The sequence below is a fragment of the Streptomyces sp. RerS4 genome (assembly GCF_023515955.1).
Taxonomy (GTDB): Bacteria; Actinomycetota; Actinomycetes; order Streptomycetales; family Streptomycetaceae; genus Streptomyces.
This window is the reverse complement of sequence record NZ_CP097322.1, coordinates 5,400,961-5,425,865: the sequence shown is the minus strand read 5'-3', so window position 1 is coordinate 5,425,865 and position 24,905 is coordinate 5,400,961. Positions and strand designations below refer to the sequence as shown.

12 protein-coding genes are annotated in these 24,905 nt (G+C 69.0%); 2 read left to right on the top strand and 10 right to left on the bottom strand.

Annotated features, from left to right (window positions below; translation table 11 throughout):
- Window positions 1–233: 233 nt before the first annotated feature.
- The 5 genes from M4D82_RS25095 to M4D82_RS25075 form a co-directional block, all read right to left on the bottom strand.
- A complete protein-coding gene (locus M4D82_RS25095; RefSeq protein WP_249768179.1) occupies window positions 234–4,673 on the bottom strand; it encodes an Eco57I restriction-modification methylase domain-containing protein in 4,440 nt (1,479 codons plus the stop codon).
- Window positions 4,670–7,774, bottom strand: a complete 3,105-nt coding sequence (locus M4D82_RS25090; protein WP_249768178.1) for a DUF8741 domain-containing protein — start codon at window positions 7,772–7,774, stop codon at window positions 4,670–4,672. Before M4D82_RS25090 ends, M4D82_RS25095 begins: the two co-directional genes overlap by 4 nt.
- Window positions 7,771–13,095: a DEAD/DEAH box helicase gene (locus M4D82_RS25085; protein ID WP_249768177.1), complete on the bottom strand. Its 5,325-nt coding sequence runs from the start codon at window positions 13,093–13,095 to the stop codon at window positions 7,771–7,773. The genes M4D82_RS25090 and M4D82_RS25085 overlap by 4 nt, the downstream gene beginning before the upstream one ends.
- A gap of 1,190 nt (window positions 13,096–14,285) precedes the next feature.
- Window positions 14,286–15,617, bottom strand: a complete 1,332-nt coding sequence (locus M4D82_RS25080; RefSeq protein WP_249768176.1) for a class I SAM-dependent RNA methyltransferase — start codon at window positions 15,615–15,617, stop codon at window positions 14,286–14,288.
- Between the two features lie 113 nt (window positions 15,618–15,730).
- The gene (locus M4D82_RS25075; protein WP_249768175.1) at window positions 15,731–17,791 is read right to left on the bottom strand and encodes an APC family permease; all 2,061 of its coding nucleotides are present in this window, start codon (window positions 17,789–17,791) and stop codon (window positions 15,731–15,733) included.
- Between the two features lie 210 nt (window positions 17,792–18,001).
- Between M4D82_RS25075 and M4D82_RS25070 the strand changes: the two genes are divergently transcribed.
- Together M4D82_RS25070 and M4D82_RS25065 are read left to right on the top strand one after the other, a co-directional pair.
- Window positions 18,002–18,670: a potassium channel family protein gene (locus M4D82_RS25070; RefSeq protein WP_249768174.1), complete on the top strand. Its 669-nt coding sequence runs from the start codon at window positions 18,002–18,004 to the stop codon at window positions 18,668–18,670.
- Window positions 18,667–19,329, top strand: a complete 663-nt coding sequence (locus M4D82_RS25065; protein WP_249768173.1) for a potassium channel family protein — start codon at window positions 18,667–18,669, stop codon at window positions 19,327–19,329. Before M4D82_RS25070 ends, M4D82_RS25065 begins: the two co-directional genes overlap by 4 nt.
- Before the next feature lie 91 nt (window positions 19,330–19,420).
- On the opposite strand, the gene M4D82_RS25060 is transcribed toward M4D82_RS25065, so the two are convergent.
- The 5 genes from M4D82_RS25060 to M4D82_RS25040 all read right to left on the bottom strand — a co-directional run bounded on the left by M4D82_RS25060 (window position 19,421) and on the right by M4D82_RS25040 (window position 24,904).
- Complete coding sequence (locus M4D82_RS25060; RefSeq protein ID WP_249768172.1) at window positions 19,421–20,167, bottom strand: DUF3159 domain-containing protein; 747 nt, start codon at window positions 20,165–20,167, stop codon at window positions 19,421–19,423.
- A gap of 3 nt (window positions 20,168–20,170) precedes the next feature.
- A complete protein-coding gene (locus M4D82_RS25055) occupies window positions 20,171–20,590 on the bottom strand; it encodes an OB-fold nucleic acid binding domain-containing protein (protein ID WP_125816976.1) in 420 nt (139 codons plus the stop codon).
- 25 nt (window positions 20,591–20,615) lie between these two features.
- Window positions 20,616–21,302, bottom strand: coding sequence for a response regulator (locus tag M4D82_RS25050; RefSeq protein ID WP_249768171.1), 687 nt, complete (start codon window positions 21,300–21,302; stop codon window positions 20,616–20,618).
- Window positions 21,299–23,953, bottom strand: a complete 2,655-nt coding sequence (locus M4D82_RS25045) for a DUF4118 domain-containing protein (RefSeq protein ID WP_249768170.1) — start codon at window positions 23,951–23,953, stop codon at window positions 21,299–21,301. The genes M4D82_RS25050 and M4D82_RS25045 overlap by 4 nt, the downstream gene beginning before the upstream one ends.
- Window positions 23,954–24,121: 168 nt before the next feature.
- The gene (locus M4D82_RS25040) at window positions 24,122–24,904 is read right to left on the bottom strand and encodes a DUF3710 domain-containing protein (protein ID WP_249768169.1); all 783 of its coding nucleotides are present in this window, start codon (window positions 24,902–24,904) and stop codon (window positions 24,122–24,124) included.
- Window position 24,905 lies beyond the last annotated feature (1 nt).

The window sequence follows — 24,905 nt, the reverse complement described above, 5'->3', positions numbered from 1 at the left end:
ATCCCCCAAGCCCCTCGGCCCTCGCCTCGTCCCGGGGCAGACACCCCGGTCACAGGCCGATCAACTCCAGCGCCACCAACATAGCGGCGCCCACCGACAATCCGGCAGTCTGATGGTGTTCAAGCCGCGGCGCGAGCCGACCTGGCCGGACGGCGCCGGGACCGCCCGCGATTCCAAGACCCGCGGACGGGAACCCCTATGCCTCACCAGCACTGATAACCCCCTGCTGCACCTCAGCTCCAGAAACCGAGCTGCTCGTCCTCCCCAATGTCCGCCATGCCGAACAGGACGTCCTCCGCGTCATGCCGACCCACGTCGGCGACAACGAGCCCGTCCGAGTCCGGCGGCTCCGGCGCCGGCGGCTCCGACCGAGTGAGCGGACTAGCACCGGGCCCGTGCCGGCGACCCCGACCGGGGGCCGGGTTCAGCTCAGCATGGGCGTACCGCGTGCCCTGCTCCGCCGCCTTCGCCATCTCACGGTAGATCGCCAGGATCTCGTCCTTCGTGCGCTGGAACAGCTCCGGCTTCTTGTTGCGGAACGCCCGGAAGCTGTCCAGTACGAGGACGGCCTCGCCCTCGGACACGCCGTACAGGTGGAAATACGCGGCGTCCAGCTCCGCCCGCATTAGGAAGCGGCGTTCCTCGTCCCAGACGAACGGGGCGCCCTCGTCGCCAAGGTATCGGGCGAAGGGGGCCAGTTCGTGGGAGGTGTAGGTGAGTTCGAGGACTCGGTCGCGGATCCAGGGGGCGGATGGATGGTTCGCGAGCCAGGGGGTAGCCCGCGTGTAGGCCTCGGGTCCGAGGACGGGGAGTTGTTCCACTACGAAATATGTCAATGAAGCGCCGGCGTACTTCTGCCGAGCGGAGAAGTCGAGGACGCGACTCGAAAGGTTCGCCAGTAGCAGCTCAGGCAGTTGTTTGGCCTGAAGCAGCGGGAGCTTGTGCCCCACCGCCGTCCGAGGCACCACCGAAGCGATCACCGTCCGCTCGTCCGACGCCCGGCACACATCGCGCCAGCCCATCAGCCAGTCGTACGGCCACTCCGTCCCGGGCTTCAGCGGCTCCGCCGCGAGACGGGCGTCGACGAGCCTCTCCGACACCCAGTACCGGGGCAGCGGCACCGCATACGGATCCTCATGTGCCCCTGTGTCCAGCCGGGGCAGCGTCCCCTTGTTCTTCTGCGCCTGCGTCGCGTTCTCATACGTCGCGAAACGCGAGTCGTAGTGGTGGACGAACTTGCCCTCATAGAGCGGCAGGACACGCTCGTCCTCACGCACGAACGTGGTGCCCAGTCGAGTCCAACCGTCGTTGAGCAGAGTCTCGTCCGTCAGGAACCGCTTCGAGTCGCTGGCCATGTCGAACATGCGCATGAACCGCACCCCCCAAGCATTCCGCTCACCCCCCATCCCCTTGTCCGCCCACAGCACCGGCACCCGCTCATGGATCCCCCGCAGCACGCTCAGGTGCTCCGGGCTCTCACACACAGGGGAGGTCCGTGTGTTGGGATTGATATCGCGGAAGCCCTGCGCGTCCAGCTCAAAGGTTCGGGCGTCCAACTGGTCAGGCCTGCGTGCCCGGAAGGCGAGCCGCGCCCGCTCGTGGCGACTGGCCGGACCAGAGATGGTGAACAAGCAGAAGCTGTATCGGTTGGTGACGTCGGGAAAGAGCTTCTCCTCGTTCTCCATGTCCAACACCGTCACCAACTGCCGCCGCTCCACCAGATCCCCGAAGAACCGCGACGTCGTCATGTCCGTCGCGATCCCCGTAGGCAGAACGAGCCCCGACATGCCCTTCGGGGCGAGCAGCATCCGGGCGCGCTCGGCGAACACCGCGTACGTGTTGACGTCGCCCTGTCCGGTGAGCGGGAAGATGCCGGAGTTCCGGAGCATCAGCGTCGTACCTGCCGCCTCACGCAACGCCACCTGGAAAGCCTCGTAGTGCTCGCGGTCGACAGCGTCCTCGCTTTCCTGAAGCGCCGCGATGAGCTTCTTGCGCTCGTGGGCGTTGAGCGCGTCGGCAACGGTCTCGTCGCGGGAGGCGAACCACTCCTTCTCCTGAATCTTGACGCGCTCCCAGGGCGGGTTGCCGAGGATGCAGTCGAAGCCGCCTTGCCAGCCGGTGTCCGGGTTGTGGTCGTCGTCTTCGTCGTTCTCGACGCGGAAGACGCGCGGGAACTCCAGGTGCCAGTGGAAGAACTGGTTGCGGGAGGCGATGCTCTGGAGGGTCTCGGTCTCCTCCTCATCCAGGGTACCGCCGTCCGCCAGGTACAGCAGCGTGGTACTCGTGATCGCCGAGGGAGCGCCCTCGTACTTGGGCCAAAGGAAAGCCGCGCACCAGGCGTCCGCGACGCGCTGATGACGTTGGCGTTCCTCGGACTCCCGTACGAACTCCTCGTAGCGGCGTGCCTGCTCACGCACCTGGGACAGACTGCGGCCCGGCAGCTTGGCCAGTTCTTCGGCCTCCTGGCGGAGTTCGGCCGTCCCGACCCGCAGCGGGCTACGCCCCAGGGCCGTCTGAATTCCCTCGCCGCCCGCACGCTCCTTCTTGTTGGTCGCCTTAAGCCGCGTGAGGATCTTGCCGTCGTCGCCCGCGAGCTTCTTGAACGCGCCGTCCGGGACCGCCTCCGCGACAAGCTTCGGCGTCGCACCGAGCAAGGCGTTGCCCACCTTGACGCGGTCGTCCAGGAAGGCAAGGGGCCGGCCGGGCTCCAGGGACTCGAGCCACAGGGAGACCTTGGCGATCTCGACCGCCATCGGGTTGATATCCACGCCGTGCACGCAGTGGCGTACGACCTCGGCGAGCGCAGCCCGTACCTGCTCCGGGGCCGGTTCCGGGTCCCCGGTGTCGAGCTGGGCGTAACGAAGGGCGACGCGGCGCGCGGCGGCGACCAGGACGTGGCCCGAACCGCAGGCGGGATCGATGAACCTCAGGTCGAGGAGACGGCGCGGGTCGGCCGTCGCGAAGCGGTCTATGACCGGGTCGAGTGCCTCGTCGAGGAGTTTCTCAATGACGCTGACGGGCGTGTAGTAGGCGCCCGTCGTCTTGCGCTTATTGCCCGCGAGGGTCTGGAGCCAGAACCGTTCCGGCTGGGCGCTGCGCCGGGGCCGGAGTTCCAGCAGGGACTCGTAGACGCTGCCGAGCTCGTCGGCTCCCAGGTGGCGATAGTCGACGCGCTGCCAGCGGCGGTTCGTGTCCTGTACCTGGCACAGCAGCCGTACGGCCTCCAGGAGGCGGTCGTTGGGCAGCCTGGCAGTACGCAGCGGTTCGACCGAGCCGAGCCGTGTGGCGGCAGCGTCACTCGCGTCCCGGACGTCCCGGAAGTACAGGCCTCCGAGTTCGGGCAGGGCGAGAGCGGGCGCCCCGCCGTCGGTACCGAGGGCGTCGAGCACTCTGCACAGGGTGGGCCACAGGTCGGTGTTGCGGTCCCCGGGGCGGCGGAAGGCGATACGACGCAGTCGTCTGGTCGAGAAGTAGGCCATGTACCGCTTACGAGCGATCGCCACCTCCTCGGACTCCTCCGGGTCGAGGAGAATTCCTCGGTCCTCGGCCACGAACAGGAAGATCAGCTGGTAGGCAAGGCGCAGCAGTTCGTGGTGGAACTCCTCCAAGGTCTCCTGGCCGCCGCGTGCGACGACGTCCCGCAGATGCTCGTTGGTGTCCAGGAAGCCGGTGCCGAGCACGCCGATGGCGTCGGCGACCTGGTCACGGAGGTGGTCGCGCGCGCGCAGGCCGGTCTCGACGGAGTGGGTGCGCAGCCACTCGATGCGGCAGTCGACCGGGGTGAGGGCGGGGGCATCGGGGTCCCCGGTCTCGTCGAGCGTCGGTTGCGCGCCTCCGCCAGCCGCGTCGTACTCGCCATCGTCCTCCTCATTGTCCCCTTCGTCGTCCGCGGATGGCTCCGTCGAGTCCGGCTCTTCGGCGGTGTCGCCGGCCGGTTCCGCTCCCGCATCCCCGCCGGCCCTCCCACGACCGCGTTTGCGCGGCTTGGCCACCAGCTCGAAACGGGAGGCATGCAGCAGGGAGTACAGGAGGACGAAGTCGGCGTACTGGTCGTTGTCGAAGATCGCTTCGAGGTCGAACTCCAGATACGCGGAGCCCACGAGGGACGTGGAGTCCCGCAGAACGCGCAGGAGTTGGCCGTTGGAGAGGATGCCCCAGAGGTGGCCGGACGAGACATTGAGAAGTTCCTGGAGGACAGACTGCGGGGCGCGCCGGTTGCCAACCTTCCGGTCGAGCGGCTTGCCCCAGGCCAGCAGGTGCACCGGAAGGTGCTCCTGCCAGCGGTGGCTCGTGCGCAGCCGCTCGCCCCGGCCGGGGTGTTCGACGGTGACTCCGTCGGCGGCCAGCGGTCCGTAGCCGAGCTCCGTGAACAGACGCAGCAGCCACGCCCTACGGGTGAGCGTGGTCGCGGACTTCTCCCCGGGCAACCGGTCGAGGTCGTCCCGGAAAGCCCGGTAGGCGCCGGTGAGCGCCGTCCAGGCACGGCCTGCCGCGTCGCCGATGCGTTCGCCCCGATACAGGCCGTAGTCGGCGGGGGCGCAGCCGGGCAGTTCGCGGTCCCCCGCCGTGACCCGGGCAAGTAGATCAGCCGTGAAGAGCCGGCCCTCGACCCGAACGGCGGAAGTGGACACGGAGGGGACGGCGGCCCGCGGGTCGGGCAGTACGGCGGTCAACGGCGAACTCCGGCAGGGACGAAGGCGTAGACGCCGAGCTCGTCGGGCGGCCCGGCAGGGGTGACGGTGATACGGCGGGCAGCGGCGGCACCGAGCGCACGACCACGCTCGCCTGAGGCCTCGCGCACCCGCAGATGCGCGGTGGTCAGCTGCGCGGCGAGCTCATCCCCGTAGGCGTTCAGGTGGTCGCGCACTTCGGGAAGCCGCAGCTCGCCCAGGGCACGGCTGACGGCGCGCACGCGTTGCTCGGTGATGACGCTGCCCTTGGGTTCGGCGGCAAGGAGACGGGCGGTCTCCTCGTCGGTGAGCCATTCGATACCGCCGTCGTCGTCAGGGCGCCAGCCCAGCACACGGGCGTCCTCGGCGACCAGTTCCTTGAACTCGCTACTGCCCTTGACGGGCAGCTTGAGCTGGAGACGGTATCGGGCCAGCAGGAGCACGGTGTAGGTGTCGACGGATTCGGTACGGATCACGCCGAGGCGGCGGGCGGGCCGGTCCTCGGTCGAGACGGCGGGATCGAGTGCGGAGTCCAGGACGTACCGGGCGATGGCGCGGACCGCGGGGTCGGTGCGTACCAGCGCGTGCTCGTTCGGCGGAACGGGCAGATCCCGGTGGAAGACAAGATCGCCTGGGCCGGACGCGGAACCTGCGGTCTTCTTCGGGGACTTGGTGCTCCGAGGGGTCTTCGCCGTCGTTCGGCGCGCGGTCCTTCCGGTGCCGGCGGCAGCTGCCGCCTGGTCCTCGGTCTCGTACACGCCGAGCGCATGGCGCAGGCCGGCGGGGAGCGGGCCGGGCTGGGCGGCGAAGCCCGGAACGTGCGGGAGACTCCGCACCGGGGCGCGCAGTGCGGCGAGGGACTCCCGGGTGAACGCGACGATGTCGCCGGGTACGCCGAGGACCTGCCTCAACGCAGTCAGCTCGTCCTCGACGTCCTGCGGCCGCATACCGGAGTGGGAGAACTTGGTCGGAATCCGTGATTCCCGTTCTGCGGCGCTCTCCCATTCGCGGTGCAGCACGTCGCGGGCCGCCCCGATCTGTTCGTCCGCCCCGAAATCGAAGGACATCTGACCGGCGGCCGCCGCCTCGGCCCGACCACGCAGCAGCAGACTGTTGGTGAGCGCCTCCAGGACGCGTTCACCCGCCTTGGGCACGGGCAGGGCGACACCGGTCTGCTGGGCAATGTCGCGGTGTTTGCGGATCAGAACGTCCAGGACCAGTCCGTCGATACCGGTGTCGGTCTCGTAGAGCGTGACGGCCATGACACGTTCGCTGCGCTGGCCGAACCGGTCGACCCGACCCTCGCGCTGCTCGTGGCGGGTCGGGTTCCACGACAGGTCGTAGTGGAGGACGGCGCTGAAGCGCTCCTGAAGGTTGACGCCCTCGGAGAGGCAGTCGGTGGCCACCAGAACCTGACGTCCGGGCCGTACGGTGAGCTCCGCGACGCGCGCCTCTCGCGCCTCGGGAGGCAGGTTCCCGGTGATCGCCTCGACGTGGGCCCGGCCACCGAGAGCATCATGGAGGTAGGTACGCACGTATTCGGCAGTGGGGATGTAACGGCAGAAGACGATGGGATCGTGGCCGTCGGCGATGAGTGCCTTGACCTCTTCGATCAGCAGGCGCAGCTTCGCGTCGTACTCGGGGCCTGCGAGTTCGGCGGCACGCTGGGCAAACTCCTTCAGTCGGCGGTCCACCTTCCGAGGACGGATGGCCTCCGCAGGCGCCCCAGGCCTCCCCGTGTCCTCGATCGCCGTCTCGGTGACAGGCGGTTCCTCTCCGTCGAGGAGTGTGCCAGGAACAGCGTCCAGGCCCTCCGACGCCTCCGCGTCAGGGGCTTCCAGGACCGCGTCGCGGCCGATGCGATCGGCCTCTTGCGGGGTGCGTGCGGCGCCGACCGCGGAGCGGGTGGTCAGGGTCGCCCGGCCCGCCGCCGGGGAGGACAGCACACAGCGCAACAGCGCGAGGACTGACCACCAGCTCATGCGCTGGCGCAGCTCACCGTCGGGCCGGCGGATCTGCTCACGAGCGTACGTGATCACGTCGGAGACGAACTCTGCATACGCAGTATCGAGCCGGTATGGCACCTCCCTCAGCATGCGATCGGCCGGGAAGGGAGTGTCCTCGTCGAGGAAGTGGCGGATGTCGCGGCGGCGGCGCTGCACCAGGTGACGGGCGATTCGGTCGCGGTGCGCGGGTACGGTCGGATCCAGCTGGGCGAGGCTCTCGTCGAGCAGGCCGGTGAGTTTGGCGAAGGCATCGCGGTCCCCGCTGTGCGGGGTCGCGGTGATCAGGATCAGATGGCGGTCACGATCAGCGGCCAGGTCCTTCAGCAGCTCGTAGCGCTGCTGGCGGCCCGCACCGGCTCCGATGCACGTGTGCGCCTCGTCCACGATCAGCAGGTCCGGGCAGGTGCGCAGGAAGGCGTCGCGGCGATCGCGTTGCTTGATGAAGTCCGTGGAGACGACGGTGTACGGATACCGGTCGAAGATCGTCTGATCAGTCTCGATGATTGACCGCTCCAGCTTGCCGGCCGTGGAGGGCAGGACAAGTTCAGCATCGAGGCTGAACTTGTCGTGCAGCTCGCGCTGCCACTGCTCGGCCAGCGCCGGGGAGCACAGCACGGCCATCTTCGTCGCGGAGCCCTGTTCGATGAGTTCCTTGGCGATCAGCGACGCCTCGACGGTCTTGCCAATCCCGACATCGTCTCCGATCAACAGCCTCACGGTGTCCATACGTAGAGCAGCCATCAGCGGCACCAACTGGTACTGGCGTGGCTGGACGGCGATTCCCGAGAGGCAGCGAAACGGGCCCGCGCCGCTGGACGCAGATACCCGAAGGGCCGTACGCAGCAAGGACGCGGAGGCGAAATCGCCGATGTCGTCGCTGTCGACGGCCTGGAGACGACCCGTTCCGTCTTTCTTGACCGGCAGCTCAGGGGCGGAGAAGTGCGGGTCACCGGTCTCTTCGGGGAACAGCAGCGTGTCGAATTCGCTGTCTCCGTCGAGTGGCCTGGCCAGCACGAAGTCCGCTGTGGTGCCGGGCAGCACCACCCAGTCCCGGTCGCGGGCGCGGACCAGTGCACCGGGCGTGTAGAGGCCGGTCACCGCGGCGTCCGTCCTGGGCCGAAGACGTTCGGGTACGCGCGCACGGTACTGTGCCACTCCTCTTCACTTTCGTCACTGATCTCGATCACAAGCCAGCCGCGGTTCTCCAACCAGGTTCTGGCCTTGGTGTCGCGCGACTCGTCGGGGACGCCATGGCCGGGCAGGTCCAAGAAAACCGCCACGTCGGCGTCGGGTAGACGGTAGACGAAATCGGGCACGGCCCGTGCCGAAGCCGTTTCCTCACCGGTCTCATCCGGCAGCCGGTAGCCGTGGCCGCGCAGCCACTCCACGAATCCGCCGCCGCTGTCGTGCGACGAACGCAGCGCCAGTGCCGCCGCGTGCTCGACGGGGCTCGCCGCCTGCGGCTGCTCCCTGACCGCCCGGCACTGAGCGAGTTCTTTCAGCACCTCGACGGCTGTCTGCCTACGGATCATGGGGTGGAAGAGCTGATTGTGGTAGGTGAGCAGGCAGTCGTAGCAGCCGAACTCACAGGTCTCGCGGACGCCCCTGGCGTGCTTCCGGTCGTGCCACTGGCCGTCTTCGCACTCGTAGTGAATGATTTCCAGGGCTTTGGCGGCGACCGCTGCGATCGTCTCGTGGTCGTCGTGCAGCAGCCTCAGCACTCCGGCGCCGCCCTCCGCACCCTCGACGAACAGCATGCGAGCCCGGTCCTCGGGATCGGGCAAGTCCTCGCTATGCAGCTCGGCGTCCTCCAACTGAAAGTGCGCTTCGATGCCGCGCTCCAGGGCGTAGCGGAGCGTCACCCGCGTGTAGTGGTCGACCGGGGTGGACAGCCGCAACACGGCGATGTTCTTGCTGTCCTCCGCGTAGGGCACGACCTTTTCGGTCCGTGTGGTGAGCCGGAAGGTGCCGAGTGCCTCCTGCTCCGCTGACGTCTCGGCGCGCTCGGCGGCCTTGGTGTCGCTCAGCCAGCGCCCCGAGACGGGGTCGAGCCAGAAGCCCTCGTCGCCAGCAGGGCGACGGGTCCGCCGCCCTAGGTTGATGACCTGCACCGCCGCGTCGCCATAGGTGAGTTCGGCGATCGCTCGCTCGGCGTCCGCGGTGCCGGGAAGGCAGAACCGGGCCGTGAGTTTGCCGTGGTGGAAGCGGTAGGCGGTCTTCAGCTGGAAAGGCTCCCGCAGGCGCTCCTCCTCGTCGGAGGAAATACGGCGTCGCGGTTCCGCGTACACAGTGGTCAGCTGCATCAACCGGCGCAGGACCGGTACGAGGCGGGCTCCACAGCCGAGGCAGTCGTCACGCTTTTCCCGGGTGTCGTGCCAGTAGCCGCAGTCGCCGCACACCTTGGCGTCCACCGTGGCGATCCGGCCAGGGGTCTCCCCCATCGGGACCTGGACGTTGGACACGGTGTAACGGCGGCCCTCGTGGTAGATCAGCGCTCCAGGACCGAATTCGCCGATGGCGATGAACCGCGGCCGCTGAATATAGGCGCCACGCTTCTGACCGTATTTGCTCTCGCCAGGCTCTCCGGGAACGTACGCGGCGAGCGGCAGCCTCGGAAACGAGTAGCCGGGCAGGAACCCCTCGGATGCAAAGTAACGGTAGGTGTAGAAGTCGGAGCGGGCGCCCTCGTTGTTGTCCGAGTCGTTGCGCAGCAGGTCGAGCTGCTGCTCGGCCTGAATACGGCGGGACCTCGCCTGTCTGCGGTCCCGGGCACCGATCGAGGAGTCGTTGGCGAGGCGGTCCTGCTCGTCACGTTCATCGCGCGCGTTGCGGTACAGCCGACGCCAGCGGTCACAGGCCCGATCGAAGGTGCGCAGTGCGTCTCGTACCTGGTCCTCGATCCAGCCGTCATACCACCAGGCCGTGTCGGCGAGATCTGCCTCCAGCGGGGCGAGAATCCGTACGCAGCGGGCGATGGCGTTGCGGCGGTAGGCGTCGGTCTCCAGGATTCTGCGCAGTTCCCTGTCGAGCGGCAGCGGAAGAGGGCCGCTCGCCTCGGTCGCGGGTGCGGCGACGTCGAGTACCTCCGTCATGCGGTGCCCCAGGCTCGCTCCCGTCTCGGCCAGCCACACCGCCTGTACATGGGAACGCAGCAGATCCTCGTTGGTGAGGTCGATACGCGGAGGCACCACGCTGCCGGACACCATGAGTTCAGGACGGCGGAAGTAGTACTGGTCATGGGCACTGCCCGTCGAGCAGTACGTCGTCACCAGGGCCGGCTGACCCGAACGTCCGGCACGGCCCGAGCGCTGCGCGTAGTTGGCCGGGGTCGGCGGAACGTTGCGCATGGTGACCGCGTTGAGTTCCGCGATGTCGACACCCAATTCCATGGTGGGTGAGCAGAACAGCAGCGGAAGATCGCCGTCCCGAAAGCCCCGCTCACGCTCCCGTCTCATCTCCGAGTCCACCTGAGCGGTGTGCTCCCTGGCCTCCAGCCCTCGCAGCTCGTTCGCCGCGTCCCGGTACAGGTCCCGGAAGAACGGATTCACCCGGGCTCCAGCGCCAGAGTCGAACGTCTTGCGTACGAGGTCCGGTTCGCCAGTCTCGCCGTCACCGGGCAGCCAGATCAACGAGGAGACCTTGAGCTGGTGGCCGAGGCTGCCGTCGGACCGCTCGTCCACGACCTGAAGCAGACCGGCGGTGCGCAATGCCCGGAGAAGGTCGCTGATGACGACATCGGCGTCAGCCTCACCGAGACGTTTGCCCGCGAGCTGCGGCAGTGCTCCGAACTCTCCCGGCCTGCGCAGGTAGCGGCCGTAACCACCGCGGGCACTGAAGTACACGGTGTCCGCAGTCGAAGAGCGCTTCGGCCGCGGCCCCGCGTACGCGATCCGGGCCGGTGTGCGCGGATCCGTATCCGGCACGGCCCAGATACCGGCGAGGTGCTCCTTGCTGAGAGCGACCAGTTGCTCGTGTCCCAGCTGGGTCAGCCATTTCTCGTTGACGGCGAGAGCCCGCCGCAGTTCGTCGAGCAGGGTACGCGCGATCTCCTGCCGGTGAGCAGGGTCGTCGTTCTCCAGAGCCCAGTGGGTACCGCGCCACAGGTCGGCGTCGGCGGCAATGTCGGCAAGGGAGGTGTAGTCGAAGCGCAGCAGGCCGGTTTGGGAGAGGTTGGGCATGGTCAACCGCCAACCGCGCTCCAGGTCCGCGTAGATACGGTAGGCCAGCGCAGAACGCAGGGCCGCCTGGGTGTCCTCCAGCGGGCCGTACTTGACCTGGGCATTGCGGGCGTATGCCGTCAGCGGCAGGTTAAGCGCCTCGGCGACGGCCTGAGGCAGTGCGTCGTGGCGCAGCCCCGCCGTACCCGCCTTGTCCAGGGCCCGGTACAAAGCACCCCTGATCTGGGTGACCTGGACGAAGTCGTTGAAGTGGCCGGCCTGGAGACTGGCGTCCTGACGGTTGTCGACGAACGTCAAAAGCTTCTGCGCGCGCTTGCCGAGATCGGCTTGGCCACGCAGTGACCGCACTACGCTCGCGCTGACCAGGGACACCGCGGAACTGCGCCCTTCGGCCGAGAAGGTGGCGAGCTTGGCAAAGTCCCGGACGCGCAGCTGCTCGTATCCGACGCGGCAGCGGGGGCAGAAACGGAACGGTGCCCTGATCCACCAGGCACGCAATCCCGTGCCCGGCTGGGCCCGCCGCCCGTCGGGGCTGATCCACACCTGTTCGGGAAGGTCATCCTTGCGGGCTTTGACGACCGTGCGCTGTCCTTGGTCGTCCGTCTCGATCCAGCTTGCCGGCAGCCGGTCCAAGATCTCCTCAGAGTCGCTGGGCCAGGGACGCTCCTCGTCCACATAGAGGTAGCCGTCACCTGCCTCGGCTGGGGCCTCGGGGTCCTTGCGGGCGAAGTAGCGCTCTTGCCGCCCGTCGTGGGTCACGGCCAGGTAGTCGTGACCGCATTCACGGCAGAAGTGGAGCGGGACCAGCGGCCGATCCTGGTGTCCGGGTACCCGCAGCTGGTACTGGCTCGTGAGATGGCGCGGGGAGGCTGGCGCCTCAAGGCTGGCGTAGACCGTGTCGCCCTTGGAGAGGAACTGGTGGAGCCTAAACGCGAACAGGGGGCGGCGGGTGCCTGGATCCTTCACCCGTGCGCCAGCCTCCAGCATCGCCTTGATCGCTTCCCCGCAGTCGGCCTCCGACACGGTGTGTTCGCCACACGCCCGGCGCAGGTCGACGGCGGCTAGCGGGATCGTGGTGGGACTGCGGCGGCGGAAGCGCCGCGGAGCTCCGTCCGTGGCACTCGGCTCCAGCTCAAGGCCGAATGCATGCTCGACCCAGACAGCGAGCGGATCACGGCTGAGGGCCTGATACGAGGACGGCAGTGCATCGGGACCGGAGACCGCTCGGCGCACGGCGGCAGCGAGGGCGACCTCCTGTTCCTCAGGCCCGAGCGGCCGACCGGGGTCGGTGGCCCGCTCAAGCGTCTCTCCGATCACCCAGTCCGGATCGACGGGGGTACCGAAGAGCCGCGTGGCGACTTCGGCCACCGTCTCTTGAGCCTCGGCGAACGTCTCCGTCGTGGCCATAGTCGCGGACGTCCCGACGCACCGCAGATCCGTCGCCTCGCACGCCTCCCTGAGCCTGCGTACCAGGATGCCCACGTCGGCTCCCTGGCGGCCGCGGTAGGTATGCAGCTCGTCCAGGACCAGGAAGCGCAGGCCCTTCGCCGCCTTGATCAGCTCCTTGCGTTCATCGGGGCGGGTGAGCAGGTACTCCAGCATCATGTAGTTCGTGAGTAGGATGTCCGGCTTTTTGCTGAGCACGGACTCCTTCTCCTTGCGCTTCTCCTGCCCCGTGTAGCGAGCGAAGGTGACGCGGCGATCCTCGGAAGCCACCCCGTTCTCTAGATAGTGCTTGAGCTCGTCCATCTGGCTGTTGGCCAAGGCATTCATCGGATACACAATGATCGCGGAGATGCCATCGGGATTCGGGTTCTCAAGAACCTCGTTCACGATCGGGATCAGGTAACAGAGGCTCTTTCCTGACCCCGTTCCGGTGGTCAGGACGTACGAACTCTTCGACGAGGCGATCTCGATCGCCTGGCGCTGGTGGTAGTGCAGGGTAAGCGAGATGTCTTCGTTCGCGGCCGTATCACCCGCGCGATTCTTGTTGCGGAAGTACTGCGCACACAGCGGATGAAGGAGCCTGGTGTCATCGGGTCCCGGTTCGGTCAGTTCCGCGACCGTTCCGCCCTTGCGGAATGTGGGATTGAGTGAGATCCATGGATCAGGCCACCTGGACTTCCTGTCCCGCTCCACCTTGAGGTGCTCGCGAATGGCGGGATCCCTCACCCACACCAGGGAGCGCGTGAACTCGTCGTAGTCCTCGATGAGCCGCTCATGCGCGCCGAACACATCCATGGCGTTGCCAATCCCCCTAATGCACGACTCATAGCTCTCGCATCTGGCAGGTGACAGCGGCACGACCACACACCTACCGGGCACGTCCGAACAACCCTACCGGCGAAACCGCAGGTGCCAGCAGGGGTCGCGCACGCTGGCTTGATCGGATTCCCGTGTCTGAGGACGACTGACGACATCACGGCTCGACCGCAACAGCTAGGGCGCCGGTTCGCACAAGACACCCCCGACGACCTTGAGGTCTTCGGGCCCAGACGCGAGCCCACTGACAAGAAGCAAATTCAGCCAGACACGATCAGCCGCAACCGCACCTCCTGGGCGCGGCAACGCGGATGCATGGCGCCCTGCAAACCGGTGCGGCACTGCGCTTGACCACGCCGAGGCCCCAGGCGCGAGGAACCAGTCACTCGGGCCGTCGCGCACGCGGCAGCAGCAGCGGCCACACTACCGAGTGCGATCTAAGCCGGGCAAACACTAGGAGAACAGCACCGCCCCAACAGGGGCATAAAGATCGCGACGGTGCCGTCGAGTCGACAGCGGCAAAGATTCACCGCCGAGGTGCAGCCCAGATAGAGCAGCTAGCCCTCTCGCCCACGGACCCGCTTCACCCAGACCCCCGTGCCAAGGGCCCCGACACGAGTGCATCAAGACTGAAGGCAGAATACGAAGACAGACCGGCCCATTGCCTCAGCTCTCGCATCCATATCAGCGCAAACGCCTGACGGGCATTCCATCAGAAGGAGCCGGGCCGAGCACTCGCCTACCCAGCAGGCCGTGGCGCAAAGTGACATCTGTGCACTGGCTCCTTCCGAGATTGGTACGGCCACACTCCAGACCGGCCAGGCGCCAACCTGTGCGGAGCCCTTCAAAGCCGAACGCGCATGGGAAGACATGAGACTCATGCTGGGGCGGGCGGGCTCAATCCTGACCGCCTGATGAGCCGCCCCCCGCACCGCCACACAGCGCGGCCCTGGCGGCGGCCATACCCCCTTGACGGCCCGTCAGCGATGATGCCGGGCGAGCGTCATTTGAGCGTCAAGATCCTGAGTGACCCGGAGGAGCAATGGCCGAGCCTGCTCCTCAGCCACCCAAAAACCGCAGGTCAAGAGCGGTGGCTCCGAGCATCGGCTTCCACATGTTGTCGATGCAAAAACAGGTCGGGTTGCGTAGCCAAACCAAGAAATCCCAGGTCAGGAGCTCTTCGTCATCGGCTCCAGGATCGCCACGCACTCCACGTGGTGGGTCATCGGGAAGAGGTCGAAGACGCGCAGGGTGCGGGGCTTGTAGCCGGCTTCCGCGAAGTAGGACAGGTCTCGGGCCAGGGCGGCCGGGTCGCAGGCCACGTAGGCGATGCGGCGGGCCGAGAGGCCGGCGATGTGGCGGACCGTCTGCTTGCCGGCGCCGGCGCGGGGCGGGTCCAGGACGACCAGGTCGCATTCCGTGATGCCGGTCTTCGGCAGGACGGCCTCGACCTTGCCCTGTTCGATGCGGACCCGGGGGAAGTCCGCCAGGTTGTGCCGGGCGTCCTCCACCGCGCGCTTCGTCGTCTCGATGCCGAGGACCGCGCCCGTCTCGCCGAGGCGTTCCGCCAACGCGCCCGCGAAGATGCCGACGCCGCAGTAGAGGTCGAGGGCCATCTCGCCCTTGCGCGGCATCAGGCCCTGCATCACGGCCTTGATCAGGGTGTCGGCGGCCTGGGGGTGGACCTGCCAGAAGCCGCCCATGCCGACGCGGTACGTACGGCCGTCCGCGCGCTCGCGCACGAAGGGGCGGCCGTGGACGCGGTGGACGCCGCCGTCCTTCTCCTCGACCCGCAGGACCGAGACCGGCTTGTCCAGCTCCACGAGGGGCAGGCGGCCGCCCGGACGCGGGGTCAGGACGACCTGGCGGTCCTGGGAGCCGGTCGCGGCGATCGCCTCGACCGTGGCCATCTGGGGCCAGTCCTGCTTCTCGACGCCCAGCTCGCTGACGCCCGGCGCCGCGATCATGCAGTGGTCGATCAGCTGGATGTCGTGCGAGCGGTGCTTGCGCAGGCCCGCGTTGCCGTCCTCGTCGATCGCGTACTGAACGCGCGTGCGCCACTGCGGGACCTGCCCCGCCGGGAGCTTGTCGCCCTCGGCCGGCATCACGGTGCCGTCCCAGCCGGCCTCCTCCGGGGTGAGCCCGGCGAGCCGCTTCAGCTGCTCGGCGACGACCTCGCCCTTGAGCCGGCGCTGCGCGCCCGGCTTGGCGTGCTGCCAGTCGCAGCCGCCGCACTTGCCGGGGCCGGCGTAGGGGCAGGGGGCCTCGACGCGGTCCTTGGAGGCCTCCAGCACGGTGACGGCGTCGGCGCGCAGGAAGCGGGAGTCGCTCTCGCCCTCCGTCACGCGTGCGACGACCTTCTCGCCGGGCAGGGTGTGGCGGACGAACAGGACGCGGCCGTCCGACGTACGGGCGATGCAGTGGCCTCCGTGCGCGACGGGGCCGACCTCGACCTCGTACTCCTCCCCGACCAGTGACTGCTTCTCGTTCTGCTCGGTCATGGTGGGGAGACTCCAAGGATCAAAAAGAAGAACGGCCGGACGACCGACCCACCAGTTTACGTGGATCTCGTCCGGCCGTTCACCATGGGCCTTCGAGCGGAGCTCGACGGGCCCTACTTCGCCGCCGGGTCCTTCGCCGGGTCCTTCGGACGCGGGGTGTCCACGAGTCCGCGGCGCACCGCGCCCGGGGCGTTCCACTCCTGGCGCTTCTTGGCCCGCCGCTTGGCGAGCTCCGAGGACTCCAGCTGGTAGGGCACCGAGGTGACCATCACACCGGGCGTGAACAGCAGTCGGCCCTTCAGCCGCAGCGCGCTCTGGTTGTGCAGCAGGTGCTCGTACCAGCGGCCGACGACGTACTCCGGGATGTAGACGCTGACGGCGTCGCGCGGGTTCTCGCTGCGCAGCCCCTTGACGTACTCGACCACCGGGCGGGTGATCTCGCGGTACGGGGAGTCGAGGATCTTCAGCGGGACGTTGATCCCGCGCCGCTCCCACTCGGTCCGCAGGGCCTTGGTCTCCGCCGGGTCGACGCTGATGCTGAGCGCCTCCAGGGTGTCCGAGCGGGTCAGCTTGGCGAAGGCCAGGGCGCGCAGGGTGGGCTTGTGGACCTTGGAGACCAGGACGATGGAGTGGACCCGCGAGGGGCGCACGCTGTCGTCGCTGGGGCCCTCGGCCGCCGCGATCTCCTCGGCCACCCGGTCGTAGTGCTTGCGGATCGCCGACATGGTGCCGTAGAAGATCAGCATGCCGAGGAGGGCGACCCAGGCACCGTGCGTGAACTTGGTGGCCAGGACGACGACCAGCACCATGCCGGTGAAGAAGGCACCGAAGGTGTTGATCGCCCGCGAGCGGTACATCCGGCGGCGCGCGGACTGGTCCCTCTCCGTGCGCAGGTGGCGGTTCCAGTGCCGGACCATGCCGATCTGGCTGAGCGTGAAGGAGACGAACACGCCGACGATGTAGAGCTGGATCAGCTTGGTGGAGTCGGCGTCGTAGACCCACACCAGCAGCATGGCGGCGCCCGCGAGGAGCACGATGCCGTTGGAGAAGGCGAGGCGGTCGCCGCGCGTGTGCAGCTGGCGCGGCAGGTAGCGGTCCTGGGCGAGGATCGAGCCGAGGAGCGGGAAGCCGTTGTACGCCGTGTTGGCGGCCAGGAACAGCACGAGCGCGGTGGCGGTCGCGAGCACGATGAACAGGATGCTGCCGTTGCCGAAGACGGCCTCGGCGACCTGGGAGATCACCGGGTGCTGGACGAAGTCGTCGCCGACCGGGACGCCGTTCTCCAGCAGGTTCGTGGCGGGTGCCTCGGCCATCTTCACGTCGGTGGCCATGGCCAGGCCGATGATCCCGCAGAACATGGTGACGGCGAGTCCGCCCATGAAGAGGAGGGTGGTGGCCGCGTTCTTGCTCTTGGGCTTGCGGAAGGCCGGTACGCCGTTGCTGATCGCCTCCACACCCGTGAGGGCGGCGCAGCCGGAGGAGAAGGCCCGCAGCAGCAGGAAGAGGAGGGCGAATCCGGCGAGCCCCTGGTGCTCGGCCTTGATCTCCAGGCCGGCGGTGGGGGCCTCCATCGTGTCGCCCATGACCAGACCGCGCCAGGCGCCCCACGCGATCATGATGAACACGGCGGCGACGAACACGTACGTGGGGATGGCGAAGAGCTTCCCGGATTCCTTCACTCCGCGCAGATTCATCAGCGTGAGCAGCAGAATCATGACGATCGCCGAGAGCACCTTGTGCTCGATGACGAAATCCACGGCGGAGCCGAGATTCTCGACCCCGGAGGAGATCGACACGGCGACGGTCAGGACGTAGTCGACGAGCAGCGCGCTCGCGACGGTGAGTCCGGCCTTGGGTCCGAGGTTGGTGTTGGCCACCTCGTAGTCGCCACCGCCGCTGGGGTACGCGTGGACGTTCTGCCGGTATGAGGCGACCACCGTGAACATCAGCACGACGACCGCGAGCGCGATCCAGGGGCTGAAGTGGTACGCCGACACACCCGCGATCGACAGGACCAGCAGCACCTCACCGGGGGCATATGCCACCGAGGAGAGGGGGTCGGATGCGAACACAGGAAGGGCGATCCGCTTGGGGAGGAGTGTTTCCCCGAGGCGGTCGCTGCGCAGCGCCCGGCCGATCAGGATCCGTTTGGGCACGTCGGTCAGTTTGGACACGCAGAGGATCGTAAGCGTTCGAAATCCCGCTGACGAACCCCGCGCCCCCTATCCCGCGCGATGAACCGTCAATGACGCCCCAGCCGGCCCCCAAAGGGGCACACTGGTGACCGCCCGTGTGTAGCTTGGGCCAAGGTCTGAGACCCTGATTAGCCAGAGCATGCAATGAGGCTGGAAACCAGCGAGCCGCTGACAGCCGGAAGGACGGCCGTGCACATCGTCATTATGGGCTGCGGAAGAGTGGGCTCCGCCCTCGCGCAGACCCTGGAGCAGCAGGGGCATACGGTCGCCGTGGTCGACCAGGACCCCACCGCATTCCGCCGGCTGGGAGCGTCGTTCGGAGGCCGCCGCGTCACCGGTGTCGGCTTCGACCAGGACACCCTGCGCGAGGCCGGCATCGAGGAGGCGGGCGCCTTCGCCGCGGTCAGCAGTGGTGACAATTCCAACATCATCGCCGCCCGCGTGGCCCGCGAGATGTTCGGCGTCGAGAACGTCGCCGCCCGCATCTACGACCCCAAGCGCGCCGAGGTCTACCAGCGCCTCGGCATCCCCACCGTCGCGACCGTACGGTGGACCGCCGACCAGATGCTGCGCCGCCTCCTGCCCTCGGGCGCCGAACCCCTGTGGCGCGACCCCAGCGGTGGCGTCCAACTCGCCGAGGTGCACGCCTCCCCTGCGTGGATCGGACACAAGGTCAGCAAGCTCCAGGAGGAGACGGGCGTGCGGGTGGCGTTTCTCACCCGCCTGGGCGAGGCCATGCTGCCGACTTCGGCGACCGTCCTCCAGGAAGGCGACCTCGTCCACGTGATGATGCGCACGGACGAGATCGAGAAGGTCGAGGCGGCCTTCGCCGAGGGCCCCGAGGAGGCACACGCATGAGGGTCGCGATCGCCGGAGCCGGGGCCGTGGGCCGCTCCATCGCGGGTGAGCTGCTGGAGAACGGCCACGAGGTGCTCCTCGTGGACAAGGCGCCGACCGCCATCTCCGTGGAGCGGGTGCCGCAGGCCGAATGGCTGCTGGCCGACGCCTGCGAGATCACCTCGCTCGACGAGGCGGCGCTCCAGCGCTGCAACGTCGTCATCGCCGCCACCGGTGACGACAAGGTCAACCTCGTCGTCTCCCTCCTCGCCAAGACCGAGTACGGGGTTCCCCGGGTCGTGGCGCGGGTCAACAACCCGAAGAACGAGTGGCTCTTCAACGAGTCCTGGGGCGTCGACGTCGCGGTCTCCACGCCGCGCCTGATGTCGGCCCTCGTCGAGGAAGCCGTCAGCGTCGGCGACCTGGTGCGTCTGCTGCGCTTCAGCCACGGCGACGCGAACCTCGTCGAGCTGACCCTGCCGGCCGACTCCTCGGTCGCGGGCACCCAGATCAGCGAGATCACCTGGCCCGAGGACACCTCGCTCGTCACGATCATCCGCGGCAACCGGGTCCTCACCCCGCACGGCGAGGAAACCCTGGAGCCGGGCGACGAGCTGCTGTTCGTGGCCGCGCAGGCCCGTGAGGAGCAGCTGGAGGAGCTCCTCCAGGCCCGTCACTGAGCAACGACCGAAAGGGGCGGGGTGGCCGATCGGCCACCCCGCCCCTTTCGTACGCCACGTCGCTCCGTACGCCCTACGTCGCCCCGTACGCCTACGCGTCCCGGGCGGCCTTCGCCGCCTTCTCGGCGGCCTCCTCGGCCTCGTACTCCGCGATCACGTCGATCGGCGGCGGCGCCTTCGCGAGGAACAGCCACGTGAAGTACACGGCGAGCACCATCGGCGGCAGCTTCAGCGCGATCAGCAGCCAGCCGAGCTGCGTCGCGTCGCCCCACCAGTACAGCGGGAAGAGGATCGCGTACTTCGCCAGGAAGATGAGCCCCCACGCCAGGCTGGCCTTGGTGTACGCCTTCTTGCGCCCGGGGTTGCGGGTGCGCCAGGACAGGTTCTCCCTGAAGACCGGCCCGAGGATCACGCCGAGCAGCGGGAAGCCGAGCAGCGCCGAGACGGTGAAGGCGACGCCGAGGCCGGCTCCGTAGATCATCCCGGGCAGGTAGAAGCCCTTGGCCGTGCCGGTGAAGAGGGCGAAGGCCACGCCCACGCCGACCCCGAAGACACCGCTGAACGCGTGCTTGACCGTGTCCTTGCGCACCAGCCGCACGATCACCAACAGCACCGCCACGGCGCCCGCCGCGATGGCGGACATCGTCACGTTCTTGTTGATGGTGTAGATCATCACGAAGAGCAGGCCGGGGAGCATCGTCTCCACCGTGCCCCGGATGCCGCCGAAGGCGTCGAAGAGCGCGGCCTGCGTGACGGCCTTCTGGTCGGCGTCGGCACCGGCGGCGCCGGGCCCGCCGGGGGGCTGTTCTGGAGTGGTCGGTCGGTCGAGTGACGTCACCGGTCAGTGCTCCTGTCCGAGCGGTCGGAGTTCGTACTTCGGGTTGAAGAGGACCCGGCGACCGTGACTCATCGAGATCCGCCCGGAGGCGATCATGCGCCGGCCGGGCTCGATTCCCACGATCGAGCGACGCCCGAGCCACACCACGTCCAGCGCGGCCGAGCCGTCGAACAGCTCGGCCTCCAGCGCGGGCACACCCGCGCGCGGCCGCAGGGTGACCGTACGCAGGGTCCCGGTCACCTTCACTATCTGACGGTCGTGGCAGTCGCAGATCCGCGTGCACCCCGCGGCTTCTGCGTCCTCCTGCAGCTCCGCCGAATGCAGCTCTTCCTGGGAGGTGGAAAGCCGTTCGATCATCCGGCGGAACCGGCCCGCCGGCCTGGCCGGCTTCGCGGGCTTCTCGGGACGCGGTTCAGCACTCATAACAGGAAGCGTACCGGCGCCCCCACTACCTCTCGAAGCGGTATCCCATGCCCGGTTCGGTGATGAAGTGCCGGGGGTGTGAGGGGTCCGCCTCCAGTTTGCGGCGCAATTGCGCCATGTAGACCCGCAGGTAGTTGGTCTCGGTCCCGTACGAGGGCCCCCACACCTCCTGGAGCAGCTGCTTCTGGCTGACGAGCTTGCCGCCGTTGCGCACCAGCACCTCCAGCAGGTGCCACTCGGTGGGGGTCAGGCGTACGTCGCGCCCCGCGCGGACCGCCTTCTTGGCGGCCAGGTCCACCGTGAAGCCCTCGGTCTCGACGATCACCTCACCGTCACCGGCGGCGGCCGTGGGCTCGGCCCGGCGGACGGCCGCCCGCAGCCGGGCCAGCAGCTCGTCCATGCCGAAGGGCTTGGTGACGTAGTCGTCGGCGCCGGCGTCGAGGGCCTCGACCTTCTCGTCGGAACTGTGCCGGGCGGAGAGGACGAGGATCGGCACCCGGGTCCAACCGCGCAGCCCCTTGATCACCTCGACGCCGTCCATGTCGGGCAGGCCGAGGTCGAGGACGACCACGTCGGGGTGACGGGCCGCCGCCAGTTCCAGGGCTCCGGCCCCGTCGGCGGCGGCGTCGACCTCGTACTTGCGTGCCTTGAGGTTGATCACGAGGGCTCGGACGATCTGGGGTTCGTCGTCCACCACGAGCACCCGGGTCATTGGGGTCCTGCTTTCTGTCGTGCGGGGCCGGCGGGCTCCTCGGCAGCCGCCGGCGCAACGGGTCCTGCGCGTTCTACGGGTTCGGCTCGCGCGACGTCCGGCGGTCCCTCGTGCCCGACGACCTCGACCGGTCCCACGGGCCCCCGCACCGGTACCGCCGCCCGCAGGGTCAGCACCATGGTCAGCCCGCCCCCGGGCGTGTCCTCCGCCGCGAGGGTGCCGCCCATGGCCTCCGCGAAGCCCCTGGCCACGGCCAGGCCCAGCCCGACGCCCGCGCCGCGCGGGGCGTCCCCGTACCGCTGGAAGGGGGCGAAGATCCGGTCCTTGGCCTCGTCCGGCACCCCGGGGCCCCGGTCGACCACGCGCACCTCGACCCGGTCCCCGAGGGCGCTGGCGGCCACGAGGACGGGCTCACCGGGCGGGCTGTACTTGACGGCGTTCTCCACCACATTCGCCACGCCGCGCTCCAGCAGCCCGGGGTCCACCGCCACCATGGGCAGCGTCTCCGGCACGTCCAGCAGCACGCTGTCCTCCGGTACGCCGCCCAGCGCCATCGGGACCACCTCGTCGAGGTCGATCTCCCGGATCAGCGGGGTCACGGTGCCGGTCTGGAGGCGGGACATGTCGAGCAGGTTGCCCACCAGGTGGTCGAGCCGGTCGGCGCCGGCCTCGATGCCCTCCAGCAGTTCGGCCCGGTCCTCCTCGGACCATTCCACGTCATCGGAGCGCAGGGAGGTGACGGAGGCCTTGATGGAGGCCAGCGGCGTCCGAAGGTCGTGGCTGACGGCGGCCAGCAGGGCGGTCCGGATCCGGTTGCCCTCGGCCAGCCGGCGCGCCTCCTCCGCCTCCCCGACGAGCCGCTGGCGGTCCAGTACGACGGCGGCCTGGGCGGCGAAGGCGCCCAGCACCCGGCGGTCCTCGGCCGGCAGCACCCGGCCGGACAGGGCCAGGGCCATGTGGTCGCCGATCGGCATGTCCACGTCGGCGTCCTCGGGCCGGGCCGCCGGGCGCGGCCCGACGCTGCCGGCGCGCGTCCACGGCTCGGTGTCGCCCGCCCGCTCCAGCAGCGCCACCGACTCCATCGCGAAGGTCTCGCGCACCCGCTCCAGGAGCGCCCCGAGGGCCGTCTCCCCGCGCAGTACGCTGCCCGCCAGGAAGGACAGGATCTCGGACTCGGCCCGCAGCCGCGCGGCCTGCTGGGTGCGCCGGGCGGCGAGGTCCACGACCGAGGCGACCGAGACGGCGACCCCGAAGAAGACCGTGATGGCCATGATGTTCTTGGGGTCGGCGATGGTCAGCCGATGCAGCGGCGGGGCGAAGAAGTAGTTCAGCAGCAGCGAGCCGAAGGCGGCGGAGGCGAGGGCCGGCCACAGTCCGCCGAGCAGCGCGGCCCCCACCGTCAGGGCCAGGAAGAGCAGCATGTCGTTGGCGAGGCCGGGGTCGGCGTCGATGTGCGTCAGCAGCAGACACAGCAGCGCGGGGAAGACCACGCCGACCACCCAGCCTGCCACGATCCGAGGCCGTCCCAGCCGGGCCGTGGAGCGGGCCACGGGCAGCCCGCGCCCCTTGGCGACCTCCTCGTGGGTGACGATGTGCACGTCGAGGTCGGGGCCCGAGTCGCGGGCGACGGTGGCGCCGACGCCGGGGCCGAAGACGTACTGCCAGGCCTTGCGCCGGCTGGAGCCGAGCACGATCTGCGTGGCGTTGACCCCGCGGGCGAAGGCGAGGAGGGCGTCGGGGACGTTGTCGCCGATGACATGGTGAAACGTTCCGCCCAGGTCTTCGACCAGGGTCCGCTGGACGGCCAGCTCCTTCGGGGACGCCGAGGTCAGGCCGTCGCTGCGGGCGATGTAGACGGCCAGGATCTCGCTGCCGGAGCCCTTGGCGGCCATGCGGGAGGCGCGCCGGATCAGGGTGCGCCCCTCCGGACCGCCGGTGAGCCCCACCACGATCCGTTCGCGCGCCTGCCAGGTCGAGCGGATGCCGTGCTCGCCCCGGTACTGCTGGAGGTACTCGTCGGCCCGGTCGGCCACCCACAGCAGCGCGAGTTCGCGCAGGGCGGTGAGGTTGCCCGGCCGGAAGTAGTTGGACAGGGCCGCGTCGACCTTGTCGGACTTGTATATGTTCCCGTGGGCCATCCGACGGCGCAGGGCCTGCGGGGACATGTCCACGAGCTCGATCTGGTCGGCCCGCCGCACCACCTCGTCCGATACGGTCTCCCGCTGCCGAACCCCGGTGATCGACTCCACCACGTCCCCGAGGGACTCCAGGTGCTGGATGTTCACGGTGGAGATCACGTCGATCCCGGCCCGCAGCAGCTCCTCCACGTCCTGCCAGCGCTTGGCGTTGCGCGAGCCGGGCACGTTGGTGTGCGCGAGTTCGTCCACCAGGGCCACGGCGGGTCGGCGGGCCAGCACGGCGTCCACGTCCATCTCCGTGAAGACGGCGCCCCGGTGGGTCACCTCCGTGCGCGCGACCTGTTCCAGGCCGTGCAGCATCACCTCCGTGCGCGGCCGCCCGTGGTGCTCGACGAAGCCGACGACGCAGTCACCGCCCCGTTCCACCCTGCGGTGGCCCTCCGAGAGCATGGCGTACGTCTTGCCCACACCGGGTGCCGCGCCGAGATAGATCCGTAGCCTGCCGCGTCCCATGCGCCCATTCTCCGGGACGTATCCGCAGTTCACGCACCGATGGGCCACGACCGGCCGATCCCTGACGCAACCCTGACGCGGTCAGGACGTAGGGACGCCGGTGGGCCCGCCCCGAAGGAACGGGCCCACCGGCGTGGAACCTCCGCGTGCGCCGCGTACGGCACGCGCTCAGCGGACCTCGGTGATCTCCGGACCGCGCTCCAGCTGACCCATGCCGCCGGAGAAGCGGGAGCTCTCCTGGTCCTCGGCCGTCTGCACGCCGTCCGGCACCATCTGGGCGTCGTTCGGCAGCTTCAGGACGATCGGGTCACGCGGGGCCATCGGGCCGTCGCCGCGCACGACGACGGTGTCCCGGAAGATCTGCTCCAGCACACCGGCCGACTCGGGGCGCACCGCGCCCTGGCCGGAGATGACACCGCGCAGGAACCAGCGGGGCCCGTCGACGCCGACGAAGCGGACCAGCTGGGCACCGGTCTGCCCGTCGGGCAGCGGTACGGGGACCTGCGCGCGCAGCTCCCAGCCGAGCGAGCCGTCGACCTCGTCGATGATGCCGCCCTGCTGGGTGATGCCGGAGGCGATCTCGTCGCGGACCTCGCCCCAGATGCCCTCCTTCTTGGGAGCGGCGAAGGCCTGCAGCTGTACGGCACTGTCGCCGAGGACCACGGTGGCGGCCACGATCGCGTCACCCGCGACCTCGACGCGCAGTTCCATGCCCTCGACACCGGGTACGAGGATGCCGCCCAGGTCGACGCGGCCGTCGGCCGGGTTGCCGGGCACCTCGGAGACGTCCCACGGGCCGTCGGGGCGCGGAGCCGGAGGCAGGTTCAGCCTGCGCGGCCGGTCGGCGTCGAGCCCGTCGGTCTCGGACGGCTCGTCGGCGCGCACGCCGTCGACCTGCTCGGCCGCGCCGCCGTCCTTGGCGGAGTCGTTCTTCTTGCGACGTCCGAACACG